The 12,241-nt window shown below is 55.6% G+C and carries 11 protein-coding genes, 4 tRNA genes and 1 rRNA gene; all 16 read left to right on the top strand.

The window, feature by feature from the left end:
- Positions 1 to 190: 190 nt before the first annotated feature.
- The 16 genes from rrf to rpoB all read left to right on the top strand — a co-directional run bounded on the left by rrf (position 191) and on the right by rpoB (position 12,210).
- A 5S ribosomal RNA gene (rrf, locus tag BMX80_RS13215) occupies positions 191 to 306 on the top strand.
- A 122-nt stretch (positions 307 to 428) separates the two neighbouring features.
- Positions 429 to 1,379, top strand: a complete 951-nt coding sequence (gene birA, locus BMX80_RS13210; protein WP_074869272.1) for a bifunctional biotin--[acetyl-CoA-carboxylase] ligase/biotin operon repressor BirA — start codon at positions 429 to 431, stop codon at positions 1,377 to 1,379.
- Positions 1,369 to 2,109, top strand: coding sequence for a type III pantothenate kinase (locus BMX80_RS13205; protein ID WP_074869258.1), 741 nt, complete (start codon positions 1,369 to 1,371; stop codon positions 2,107 to 2,109). Before birA ends, BMX80_RS13205 begins: the two co-directional genes overlap by 11 nt.
- Positions 2,109 to 2,768 carry an SPOR domain-containing protein gene (locus BMX80_RS13200; protein ID WP_074869255.1) on the top strand — a complete coding sequence of 220 codons (660 nt, stop codon included), beginning with the start codon at positions 2,109 to 2,111 and terminating at the stop codon, positions 2,766 to 2,768. The genes BMX80_RS13205 and BMX80_RS13200 overlap by 1 nt, the downstream gene beginning before the upstream one ends.
- Before the next feature lie 137 nt (positions 2,769 to 2,905).
- Positions 2,906 to 2,990 (top strand) — tRNA-Tyr (locus tag BMX80_RS13195).
- Positions 2,991 to 3,014: 24 nt separating this feature from the next.
- Positions 3,015 to 3,088, top strand: a tRNA-Gly gene (locus BMX80_RS13190).
- Positions 3,089 to 3,108: 20 nt separating this feature from the next.
- Positions 3,109 to 3,184, top strand: a tRNA-Thr gene (locus BMX80_RS13185).
- Between the two features lie 80 nt (positions 3,185 to 3,264).
- Positions 3,265 to 4,458 carry an elongation factor Tu gene (gene tuf, locus BMX80_RS13180; protein ID WP_074869254.1) on the top strand — a complete coding sequence of 398 codons (1,194 nt, stop codon included), beginning with the start codon at positions 3,265 to 3,267 and terminating at the stop codon, positions 4,456 to 4,458.
- Between the two features lie 58 nt (positions 4,459 to 4,516).
- Positions 4,517 to 4,592 (top strand) — tRNA-Trp (locus tag BMX80_RS13175).
- A 37-nt stretch (positions 4,593 to 4,629) separates the two neighbouring features.
- On the top strand, positions 4,630 to 4,998 hold the full coding sequence (gene secE / locus BMX80_RS13170) for a preprotein translocase subunit SecE (protein WP_074869251.1): 369 nt from the start codon (positions 4,630 to 4,632) through the stop codon (positions 4,996 to 4,998).
- A gap of 10 nt (positions 4,999 to 5,008) precedes the next feature.
- Positions 5,009 to 5,542 carry a transcription termination/antitermination protein NusG gene (nusG, locus tag BMX80_RS13165; protein WP_071873528.1) on the top strand — a complete coding sequence of 178 codons (534 nt, stop codon included), beginning with the start codon at positions 5,009 to 5,011 and terminating at the stop codon, positions 5,540 to 5,542.
- Between the two features lie 120 nt (positions 5,543 to 5,662).
- On the top strand, positions 5,663 to 6,094 hold the full coding sequence (rplK, locus tag BMX80_RS13160) for a 50S ribosomal protein L11 (RefSeq protein WP_071873527.1): 432 nt from the start codon (positions 5,663 to 5,665) through the stop codon (positions 6,092 to 6,094).
- Entirely contained in the window at positions 6,095 to 6,790 is a 696-nt protein-coding gene (gene rplA / locus BMX80_RS13155) for a 50S ribosomal protein L1 (protein ID WP_071873526.1), read from the top strand.
- Positions 6,791 to 6,988: 198 nt separating this feature from the next.
- The gene (rplJ, locus tag BMX80_RS13150) at positions 6,989 to 7,486 is read left to right on the top strand and encodes a 50S ribosomal protein L10 (protein WP_071873525.1); all 498 of its coding nucleotides are present in this window, start codon (positions 6,989 to 6,991) and stop codon (positions 7,484 to 7,486) included.
- Positions 7,487 to 7,562: 76 nt separating this feature from the next.
- Entirely contained in the window at positions 7,563 to 7,934 is a 372-nt protein-coding gene (gene rplL / locus BMX80_RS13145; RefSeq protein ID WP_071873524.1) for a 50S ribosomal protein L7/L12, read from the top strand.
- Positions 7,935 to 8,136: 202 nt separating this feature from the next.
- A complete protein-coding gene (gene rpoB / locus BMX80_RS13140; protein ID WP_074869269.1) occupies positions 8,137 to 12,210 on the top strand; it encodes a DNA-directed RNA polymerase subunit beta in 4,074 nt (1,357 codons plus the stop codon).
- Positions 12,211 to 12,241 lie beyond the last annotated feature (31 nt).

Genomic DNA, 12,241 nt, shown 5'->3' with positions numbered 1-12,241 from the left:
TGGGTGTGTAAGCGTTGTGAGGCGTTGAGCTAACCAGTACTAATTGCCCGTGAGGCTTGACCATATAACACCCAAGCAATCTGAGATTGCAGTGGTAAACGAAACAAAGCCGAAAGCTTGTTGAACTCGTAATACCAATCACATACCCAATTCGGATAGACGTACGCAATACGGATATCCAACCGAATTGCTTGACGACCATAGAGCACTGGAACCACCTGATCCCTTTCCGAACTCAGCAGTGAAACGGTGCATCGCCGATGGTAGTGTGGGGTCTCCCCATGTGAGAGTAGGTCATCGTCAAGCACCTAAAACCAAAGCCCCTGAGCAAAAGCTCAGGGGCTTTGTCTTTGCGCGGGAGAAAAGCAAAATTGGCCTGGCCGGGCGATGCCGGTATCATCGCGCCTTTCGATCATTCGGGTGCGGGCATGCAGGTTGCGTTATTGCGCCTTTTGGCAGACGGGCAGTTTCATTCTGGCGAGATCTTGGGGCGCGTGCTGGGGGTAAGTCGTGCGGCTGTTTGGAAGCAGCTTCAGCAGCTGAGTGGGGCTTATTCCTTAGACTTGCAGCGGGTTCCCGGCAAGGGCTATCGCCTGGCTGCTCCGCTGGCACTGCTTGATGCGGACAAGCTTGCGGCTGCGGGCGTGCCTGTCGATCTGTTGTGGTCAGCCTCGTCGACTAACTCCTTAGCATTGCAGGCACTAGAAGAAAAACGCGCGGCGCCCTTTGCCATTCTTGCCGAGCAGCAGAGCGCAGGGCGTGGTCGCCGCGGGCGCAGCTGGGAGGGCGGATTTGGTGAAAATCTGTATTTGACCTATGTGCACGAAATCCATGGCGGCGCGGCGCGCATTGAGGGGGCCAGTTTGGCTGTGGGCGTGGCTTTGGTGCGTGTTTTGCGCGCGCACGGGATTTTGCGCGCGCAGCTGAAGTGGCCGAACGATGTGTTGGTTGCAGGGCGCAAGCTGGCGGGGATTCTTATCGAGCTCAGTGGTGATTTGGCGGATAGTTGCCGTTTAGTCATTGGCATCGGGGTGAATATCAATAAACAGCAGGCGCAGGCGATTGATCAGCCGTGGACCTCTTGTTATCGCGAATTAGGCGTGCGTGTAGAGCGCACGGCGTTTGCCGTTGATTTGCTGCGTGAATTGGCTGCGACACTCGAGCTGTTTGCGCGCGATGGCTTTGCGGCGTTTCGTCAAGAATGGCACGAGATGGCTGCATGGTTGGGCGAAGCGGTGGAAGTCTCTGGTCTGCAGGGGGCTTCTGGACGCCTGGTCGGGGTCGATGAGCGTGGCGCCTTGTTGCTAGCAACGCAAGAAGGTGAGCGTGTGTTTGCAGGTGGTGAGGTGAGCTTGCGGCGGAGTGAGCATGATTCTTGAGCTGGATTGCGGTAATTCGCTGATTAAGTGGCGAGTGTTGTCTACTGGTGAGCGCGTTGCGGGTGGTTCAGTCGCCGATGTTGAGTTGCTGGTTGTTGTCTTGCAGGAGGCGGAGCTGCAGCCCACTGTGCTGCGTTTAGTCAGTGTGCGCGCGGATGCGGAAACGCGGCTACTTATTGAGCGGTTGCAGCAAGCCGGTATTGAGCGGGTTCTGCGGGCTGAGCCTGCTTTATCGCTCGCCGGTGTGGCGAATGGTTATGCGGACCATACGCAGCTGGGGCTAGATCGGTGGTTAACGGCGGTGGCGGGATATGTTGATTGCGGTAAGGCGTGCCTGGTGCTCGATTTGGGTACGGCGGTCACGGTTGATTATGTGGCCGCCGATGGTCGCCATTTGGGCGGCTTTATCGCGCCGGGCTTACAGCTAATGCGTAGTCAGCTAAAGCTGCACACGCGCAGAATTCGCTATCAAGGAAGTGAGATGGTGCCCACAGCGCACGCGCCTGGGGACAATACGCGTGATGCGGTCGAGCGCGGCTGCATGCAAATGCTGCAAGGCTTTGTGTTTTATTTGATGTCTGAAGGGCGGCGCTATCTGGGTGAGGATTTTGTTGTCTACCTCACCGGCGGCGATGCGGAGCTCGTCGCGCCGTTATTGCCTGAAGCTGTGTTTGATGCGGATTTGGTGTTTGCCGGCTTAGCCCTGGCCTGCCCAATTAAGGAGGATTGATGCGCTGGGTGTTTCTTTTTTTGTTGATGCTGAATGCGGTTTATTTTGTCTGGCACCAGCAGCAAGTGCCGTTAAAGGGTAAAGAATTGCCGCCTGTGCAGGCTTATCGTGAAAGTGGCGGTTCGATTCGTCTGCTCAGCGAAGAGGGTGGTGTCGCGCGTCAAGCGTCAAGCGGTAGTCATGACGGAGCCTGCCTACTGTTTGGGCCCTTTGAGCGTGATGAGGTGGCGGCTAACTTACGTCAGCGTTTGTTGAGCTTGGATATCGCTTCGCAGGTGGTAGAAAAAGAAAGTGATGCCGGCGCGGATTTCGCTGTGTATCTCTCGCCATTGGCGTCACGCTCTGCGGCAATACGTCAGTTGCGCGAGTTGCAGGCGCGTAAAATTGATAGCTACCTGATTACTCAGGGGCCAAATACCAATGGCTTATCGTTGGGTATCTTTCCGCGGCGCGAGTCTGCGGATGCGATTGCGCAGCGCTTACGGCAGGCTGGCTACTATCCAGTGATTGAAGAAATTACCCGTGCCCAGCGTGAGTTTTGGGTGGAAGTTAAGGCTGCTGGGCGGCGTTTGCTGGATGATTCCTTGCTGGCTGGGCTGAAGGGTGATTTTCCGGCGATGCGCCATCAGTTTATGGCTTGCACTGTTTCAGGTGATTGAGTAGACTGCGCCCCGCTTCGCTAGAGCGGCCATTGGCTAAGCTTGAAGTGAAGTGCTGAATGTCACGCAAGTGTTGGTTTTTAATCAAAAAAGTGTTGACAGGCAGTGAGGTTGCATAGAGAATGCACGCCTCTTCTGGAGGGGTTCCCGAGCGGTCAAAGGGATCAGACTGTAAATCTGACGGCTTAGCCTTCGAAGGTTCGAATCCTTCTCCCTCCACCAGATTTAGCGAGAGCAGATAGCTTCGCGGGTATAGTTCAGTGGTAGAACCTCAGCCTTCCAAGCTGATGATGCGGGTTCGATTCCCGCTACCCGCTCCAGTGTCTGCTCTGCGGATTTGGCTCTTGTAGCTCAGTTGGTAGAGCACACCCTTGGTAAGGGTGAGGTCACCGGTTCAAATCCGGTCAAGAGCTCCATTTTCAAAGGCAGATATCGCATATATCTGCCTTTGTTCTAATGGCATCAGGCGCTTGTCGTCGATCATGATGAGGTTGATATGGCTAAGGAAAAGTTCGAGCGGAATAAGCCGCACGTAAACGTTGGCACCATCGGTCACGTTGACCATGGCAAGACCACTCTGACTGCTGCGCTGACCCGCGTATGTTCCGAAGTATTCGGTTCTGCCAAGGTCGACTTCGACAAGATCGACTCCGCACCAGAAGAAAAAGCTCGTGGTATCACCATCAACACTGCGCACGTAGAGTACGACTCCAATATTCGTCACTACGCGCACGTTGACTGCCCGGGTCACGCCGACTACGTGAAGAACATGATCACCGGTGCTGCTCAGATGGACGGCGCTATCCTGGTTTGTTCCGCTGCTGACGGCCCGATGCCGCAGACGCGTGAGCACATCCTGCTGTCCCGTCAGGTAGGCGTACCTTACATTGTCGTGTTCCTGAACAAGGCCGACATGGTTGACGACGCTGAGCTGCTCGAGCTGGTAGAAATGGAAGTTCGCGACCTGCTGTCTACCTATGACTTTCCGGGCGACGACACTCCGATCATCGTGGGCTCTGCTCTGATGGCTCTGAACGGTCAAGACGACAACGAGCTGGGTACTACCGCTGTTAAGAAGCTGGTAGAAACTCTGGATTCGTACATTCCTGAGCCGGTTCGTGCTATCGACATGCCGTTCCTGATGCCGATCGAAGACGTATTCTCCATCTCTGGTCGCGGTACTGTAGTGACTGGTCGTGTAGAGCGCGGCATCGTGAAAGTGGGCGAGGAAATCGAAATCGTTGGTATCCGTCCGACCACTAAAACCACCTGTACTGGTGTGGAAATGTTCCGCAAGCTGCTCGACGAAGGTCGTGCTGGTGAGAACGTTGGCGCCCTGCTGCGTGGTACTAAGCGTGATGACGTAGAGCGTGGTCAGGTTCTGGCTAAGCCGGGCAGCATCAAGCCGCACACCAAGTTCGAAGGCGAGGTGTACGTTCTGTCCAAAGAAGAAGGTGGTCGTCACACTCCGTTCTTCAAAGGCTATCGTCCGCAGTTCTACTTCCGTACCACTGACGTAACTGGCAACTGTGAGCTGCCGGAAGGCGTTGAAATGGTAATGCCGGGCGACAACATCAAGATGGTTGTTACCCTGATCGCTCCGATCGCGATGGACGAAGGCCTGCGCTTCGCTATCCGTGAAGGCGGCCGCACCGTAGGTGCTGGCGTAGTTGCTAAGATCGTCGAATAATAAAATTCGTTGATCTTGCTTGATTGGGCCGGCATAATGCCCGGCCCAATTTAACCACAGGCAAGTAGCTCAATTGGCAGAGCAGCGGTCTCCAAAACCGCAGGTTGGGGGTTCGATTCCCTCCTTGCCTGCCAGATTTAACGATCTGGCAATTCTCGATAAGGTCCTTTCATGAGTGCCAACGCTGAAAACGGCAACGCCACACTGGATATTGCCAAGTGGATTGTTGTTGCCCTGTTGGTTGCTGCCGCAGTTGTAGGTAACCACTATTTTGTTCAAGAGCCGGTTTTGTATCGTGTTCTGGGTGTTGTTGCGCTTGCTGTGGTTGCGTTGCTGGTTGCCTTGCAGACCGTTAAAGGTGCTGCTTTTGCGCAAATGGTGAAAGATGCGCGTGTCGAGATGCGCAAGGTTGTTTGGCCAACCCGTCAAGAGACTCAACAGACCACGCTGGTGGTGTTGGGGGTTGTGGTGGTGATGGCTTTGATCCTGTGGGGTATGGATTCCCTGCTGGGTTGGGTAATTTCCCTGATCATCGGCTAATAGGTGCACTGTGAGTAAGCGTTGGTATGTCGTGCATGCGTTCTCGGGTTACGAGAAGTATGTCATGCGCTCGCTGATTGAGCGTGTCAAGTTGGCCGGCATGGAAGACCTGTTTGGCGAGATTTTGGTGCCGACCGAAGAAGTGGTCGAAATGCGTAACGGCCAAAAGCGCAAGAGTGAGCGTAAGTTCTTCCCCGGTTATGTGTTGGTGCAGATGGAGCTCAATGATGAGAGCTGGCACTTGGTTAAAAACACTAACCGCGTGATGGGCTTTATCGGTGGTACGGCGGATAAGCCAGCGCCGATTACCGAGCGTGAGGCTGAGGCTATTCTGCGTCGTGTGCAGGATGGTACTGATAAGCCCAAGCCGAAAACCCTGTTTGAGCCCGGTGAGACTGTGCGTGTTACCGATGGCCCGTTTGCTGACTTCAACGGCGTGGTCGAAGAAGTTAACTACGAGAAGAGTCGAATTCAGGTCGCGGTGTTGATCTTCGGTCGATCAACCCCGGTTGAGCTGGAGTTTGGTCAGGTCGAGAAGGTCTGATCGGTAGAAAATAATTCAATGCCCTGCAGCTACGCGCTGCGGGGCTTTGTCGTCACTGCGAAAGTGGTGATCTAAACCAGGGGAGCCGTTAGGCGTTTGAACCCTAGATTGAGGTGATTTATGGCCAAGAAAATTCAGGCTTATATCAAGCTGCAGGTTAAGGCTGGTCAAGCCAACCCAAGTCCGCCCGTTGGTCCGGCTCTGGGTCAGCACGGTGTGAACATCATGGAATTCTGTAAGGCTTTCAACGCCAAGACCCAGGGTCTTGAGCCGGGCCTGCCGACGCCTGTGATCATCACTGTATACAGCGACCGTAGCTTTACTTTTGAAACCAAGAGTACTCCGGCTTCCGTACTGCTGAAGAAGGCCGCTGGCCTGAAGAGTGGTTCGCCGCGCCCGAACACCCAGAAAGTAGGCACCGTAACTCGTGCTCAGCTGGAAGAGATCGTTAAGGCCAAACAGGCTGATCTGACCGCTGCCGATATGGATGCTGCTGTACGTACCATCGCTGGCTCCGCGCGCAGCATGGGCCTGAACGTGGAGGGTGTGTAAATGGCTAAGCTGACTAAACGCCAAAAGGCGATCGCTGAAAAGGTTGTTGCAGGCAAGGCGTATGCTTTTGAAGAAGCCGCTGCTCTGCTGGCCGAACTGTCCACCGTTAAGTTCTCTGAGTCTGTAGACGTTGCAGTGAACTTGGGTGTTGACCCGCGTAAATCTGACCAGGTTGTACGTAGCGCGACTGTGCTGCCGCACGGCACTGGTAAGACTGTTCGTGTTGCTGTGTTCACTCAGGGTCCGGCTGCTGAAGCTGCTCTGGCTGCCGGCGCCGACAAAGTGGGTATGGACGAACTGGCTGCCGAAATGAAAGCCGGCGACCTGAACTACGACGTAGTAATCGCATCTCCGGATGCCATGCGCGTTGTAGGTCAGCTGGGCCAGGTACTGGGTCCGCGTGGCCTGATGCCGAACCCGAAAGTTGGCACTGTTACCCCTGACGTTGCTACCGCTGTGAAGAATGCCAAGGCTGGTCAGGTGCGTTACCGCACTGACAAGAACGGTATCATCCATTGCTCCGTTGGCAAGGTTGGTTTTGAGCCGGTGAAGCTGAAGGAAAACGTTGAAGCGCTGTTGGCCGATCTGAAAAAGATCAAGCCGGCTTCTGCTAAGGGCGTATACCTGAAGCGCGTAACCCTGAGCACCACTATGGGCCCAGGTTTGCACATCGACCAGGCTTCTCTGGAAGCCTAAGTGATTAAGGCGAGTCGCTTGCGGCTCGCCGGTTTTTGGGGTCCCTGCCTGGCGGGGGCTATCCAAGACCGTAGGTGGCGCAAGCCTTAATAGAAATGCCTACGCAGATGGTGCTCCCGATTCAGTCATGTTTACTGGATCAGACACCAAAACACGGCCGGTTCGCCGGTCAAATGGTAAAAATCCAGGAGTAATCCCGTGGCAATTAAACTCGAAGACAAGAAGGCCATTGTCGCTGAAGTCAACGAGGCTGCCCAAGGCGCTCTGTCTGCTGTCGTAGCTGATGCTCGCGGCGTGACATCTAACGCTATGACTGGACTCCGTAAAGAGGCCCGCGAAGCTGGCGTATACGTACGTGTTGTACGTAACACCCTGGCTCGTCGCGCTGTCGAAGGCACCAACTTTGAGTGCTTGGCTGACAGCTTTAAGGGTCCAACCCTGATCGCGTTCTCTCAGGAGCATGCTGGCGCTGCTGCCCGCATCTTCAAAGATTTCGCTAAGGGTAACGACAAGTTCGAGATCAAAGCGGCTGCCTATGATGGTCAGTTCCTCGCAGCGAACCAGATCGACGTTCTGGCCAGCTTGCCGACTTACGACGAAGCTGTTGCACAGCTGATGAGTGTCCTGCAGGGCGCTACCAGCAAGTTCGTTCGTACTCTGGCTGCTGTACGCGATCAGAAAGAAGCGGCTGCTTAATAGGCGCGCCTCTTTCAACTAACCTTTTTTGTTTAATTGATCGCTTAGGGCGGTCCCCCAATATAGGAATAGAGTCATGGCTCTTACCAACGAAGATATCATCAATGCCGTAGGCGAAATGTCTGTTATGCAGATCGTTGAGCTGATCAAGGCTATGGAAGAAAAGTTCGGCGTTACTGCTGCTGCTGCTGTTGTTGCTGGCCCGGCTGCCGGCGGCGCTGCTGCTGAAGAAGAGAAGACCGAGTTCGACATCGTTCTGGTCGAAGCTGGCGACAAGAAAGTGAACGTGATTAAAGCCGTTCGCGAACTGACCGGCCTGGGTCTGAAAGAAGCTAAAGCTGTTGTTGACGGCGCTCCTGGCGTTGTTAAAGAAGGCGCTTCGAAAGAAGAAGCCGAAGCAGCTAAGAAAGCTCTGGAAGAAGCCGGCGCCAAGGTTGAGCTTAAGTAATCGCTCTGCTCGCGTCGACAGTCCGGCGCTTTGCGTCGGACTGATGGCTGGTGGCCTAAAGCCACCGGCCTTTTTCCGTTCTGGGTTGTAACGCCCGAACGCACCGCTGCCTAACGCAGCGCGCCAGAGAGACTGGCAGATTTTTCAGGCGGCTCTTTTGTGGAGACGCCCTACAAGCAAGTGACCACGCTGGGGAATGCTGATGGCTTACTCGTTCACTGAGAAAAAACGTATCCGTAAGGACTTTGGCAAATTGCCACATGTCATGGATGTGCCTTATTTGTTGGCCATCCAGCTCGATTCCTATCGCGAGTTTCTTCAGGAAGGCATGAGCAAAGACCTGCTCCGTGACGTTGGTCTGCATGCCGCTTTCAAATCGGTTTTCCCCATCAGCAGCTACTCGGGCAATGCCGCCCTGGAGTACGTTGGCTATCGTCTGGGTGAGCCGGCATTTGACGTTAAAGAGTGTGTGCTGCGTGGCGTAACCTACGCTGCACCGCTGCGCGTAAAAGTGCGCCTGATCATCTTTGATCGCGAATCATCCAATAAAGCGATCAAGGACATCAAAGAGCAAGAAGTGTACATGGGCGAAATTCCGCTCATGACTGAGAACGGTACCTTCGTCATCAACGGTACTGAGCGTGTGATCGTTTCTCAGCTGCACCGCTCCCCGGGTGTGTTCTTCGATCACGACCGTGGCAAGACCCACTCTTCGGGCAAGCTGCTGTACTCCGCGCGTATCATTCCTTACCGTGGTTCGTGGCTGGACTTCGAGTTCGACGCCAAAGACGCCGTGTTCGTGCGTATTGACCGTCGCCGTAAGCTGCCGGCTACTGTGCTGCTGCGCGCCTTGGGTTACAGCACTGAAGAAGTGCTGGAAATCTTCTACGAAACCAACGTATTCCACTTGGAAGGCGAGTCACTGAGCCTTGAGCTGGTGCCTGCGCGTCTGCGTGGTGAAGTCGCTGCGTTCGATATTAAGGACGACAAGGGCAAGGTACTGGTTGAGCAGAGCCGCCGTATTACTGCGCGCCACATCAACCAGCTGGAAAAGGCCGGTATCACTAAGCTGGAAGCACCGGCTGATTACGTGCTGGGCCGTACGCTGGCCAAGAGCATCGTTAATCCGGTGACTGGCGAAATCATTGCTAACTGCAATGATGAAATCACCACGGACCTGCTGGCTAAGCTGGTTAAAGCCAACGTGGTGCGTTTCGAAACCATTTACACCAACGACATCGACTGCGGCCCGTTCATTTCTGACACGCTGAAGATCGACGGCACCCAGAACCAACTGGAAGCGCTGGTCGAAATCTACCGCATGATGCGTCCGGGCGAGCCGCCAACCAAAGAAGCCGCCGAAGGCCTGTTTGGTAACCTGTTCTTCACCTCCGAGCGTTACGACCTGTCGGCTGTTGGCCGCATGAAGTTCAACCGTCGTATCGGTCGCACTGAAGACACCGGCGAAGGCGTACTGGCCAAAGAAGACATCCTCGACGTACTGCGTACCTTGGTGGATATCCGTAACGGCAAAGGCGTTGTGGATGACATCGACCACTTGGGTAACCGTCGCGTGCGTTGTGTCGGCGAAATGGCCGAAAATCAGTTCCGCGTCGGTCTGGTGCGTGTTGAGCGTGCCGTTAAAGACCGTCTGTCGATGGCTGAAAGCGAAGGCCTGATGCCGCAAGACTTGATCAATGCCAAGCCGGTTGCGGCGGCCGTGAAAGAGTTCTTCGGTTCCAGCCAGCTGTCGCAGTTCATGGACCAGAACAACCCGCTGTCGGAAATCACCCACAAGCGTCGTATTTCTGCGCTTGGCCCCGGTGGCCTGACCCGTGAGCGCGCAGGCTTCGAAGTCCGCGACGTGCACCCGACTCACTACGGTCGCGTTTGTCCGATTGAGACCCCTGAAGGTCCGAACATTGGTCTGATCAACTCGCTGGCTACCTATGCCCGCACCAACGCTTACGGCTTCCTTGAGAGTCCGTACCGTGTGGTGAAAGATGGCGTGGTCAGTGACGAGATTCACTACCTGTCGGCCATCGAAGAAGCCAACCACGTGATTGCCCAGGCTAACGCCGTGCTGGACGAGAAAAACCGTCTAGTCGACGAGCTGGTCGAAGTGCGTCACATGAACGAATTCACCGTGATGGCGCCGGAAAGCGTCACCATGATGGACGTTTCACCGCGTCAGGTGGTGTCTGTTGCTGCTTCGTTGATTCCGTTCCTCGAACACGATGACGCCAACCGTGCCTTGATGGGTTCGAACATGCAGCGTCAGGCTGTACCGACTCTGCGTGCTGATAAGCCGCTGGTAGGTACCGGCATGGAGCGCAACGTAGCGCGCGACTCCGGCGTGTGTGTGGTGGCGCGTCGTGGCGGTGTGATCGACTCTGTGGACGCCAGCCGTATCGTGGTTCGCGTAGCCGATGACGAAGTTGAGACTGGCGAAGCCGGTGTCGACATCTACAACCTGACCAAGTACACCCGTTCTAACCAGAACACCTGTATCAACCAGCGTCCGCTGGTGCAGAAGGGCGATCTGGTTTCGCGTGGCGACATCATGGCTGACGGCCCGTCCACCGACATGGGTGAACTGGCGTTGGGTCAGAACATGCGCGTGGCGTTCATGCCGTGGAACGGCTTCAACTTCGAAGACTCCATCTGTCTATCGGAGCGCGTGGTTCAGGAAGACCGCTTCACCACTATCCATATCCAAGAGCTGACCTGCGTATCGCGTGATACTAAGCTCGGCAGCGAAGAAATCACCGCCGATATCCCCAACGTGGGTGAAGCGGCGCTGGCTAAGCTCGACGAAGCCGGCATCGTGTATGTCGGTGCGGAAGTCATGGCGGGCGACATTCTGGTCGGTAAGGTGACCCCGAAAGGTGAAACCCAGCTGACCCCAGAAGAGAAGCTGCTGCGCGCCATCTTCGGTGAGAAGGCCTCGGACGTTAAAGACACCTCCCTGCGTGTGCCGACTGGCACCAAGGGCACCGTGATCGACGTGCAGGTGTTCACCCGTGACGGCGTTGAGCGTGATAGCCGCGCGCTGTCCATCGAGAAGATGCAGCTGGACCAAATCCGTAAGGACTTGAACGAAGAGTTCCGCATCGTTGAAGGCGCCCAGTTTGAGCGTCTGCGCAGTGCGCTGGTCGGTCAGAAAGTGTCTTCCGGCCCGGGCCTGAAGAAAGGTGCTGAGATCACTAACGAATACCTGGACGGCCTCGAGCACGGTCAGTGGTTCAAGTTGGTATTGGCTGAAGACGCACTCAACGAGCAGCTGGAAAAGGCCCAGGCGTACCTGTCTGACCGCCAGCAAATGCTTGAAGACAAGTTCGAAGACAAGAAGCGCAAGTTGCAGCAAGGCGATGACCTGGCTCCGGGCGTGCTGAAGATCGTTAAGGTCTACTTGGCTATCAAGCGCCGCATCCAGCCGGGCGACAAGATGGCCGGTCGTCACGGTAACAAGGGTGTGGTCTCGGTGATCATGCCGGTTGAAGACATGCCGCACGATGAAAGCGGTGTGCCGGTCGACATCGTCTTGAACCCGCTGGGCGTACCGTCGCGTATGAACGTCGGTCAGATCCTTGAAACCCACCTGGGCCTCGCGGCTAAAGGTTTGGGTGAGAAGATCAACCGCATGCTCGAAGAGCAGCGCAAGATCGCCGATCTGCGTAAGTTCTTGGGTCAGGTGTACAACGAAGTCGGTGGCCGCAGTGAGCCGCTGGATACCCTGAGCGACAAAGAAGTACTCGAGCTAGCGAACAACCTGAAGAAGGGCGTGCCGATGGCCACCCCAGTGTTCGACGGCGCCGAAGAAGTCGAAATCAAGAAGATGCTGAAGCTGGCAGACCTGCCGGAGAGCGGTCAGATGACCCTGTTCGACGGCCGTACTGGCAACCAGTTCGAGCGTCCGGTGACTGTGGGCTACATGTACATGCTCAAGCTCAACCACTTGGTCGACGACAAGATGCACGCGCGTTCTACCGGTTCTTACAGCTTGGTGACTCAGCAGCCGCTGGGTGGTAAAGCGCAGTTCGGTGGTCAGCGCTTCGGTGAGATGGAGGTCTGGGCGTTGGAGGCATACGGTGCCGCCTACACCCTGCAGGAAATGCTCACCGTGAAGTCTGACGACGTGAACGGCCGTACCAAGATGTACAAGAATATCGTTGATGGCGACCACCGCATGGAGCCGGGCATGCCCGAATCCTTCAACGTGCTGATCAAAGAGATCCGCTCGTTGGGCATCGATATCGAACTGGAATCCGAGTAAACGCCAGCCGGTGGTTGGCGGTAGCCCACAG

The organism is Atopomonas hussainii (assembly GCF_900109735.1).
Lineage (GTDB): Bacteria > Pseudomonadota > Gammaproteobacteria > Pseudomonadales > Pseudomonadaceae > Atopomonas > Atopomonas hussainii.
The sequence above is the reverse complement of the archived record's forward strand: the minus strand, read 5'-3'. Positions and strand labels throughout refer to the sequence as shown.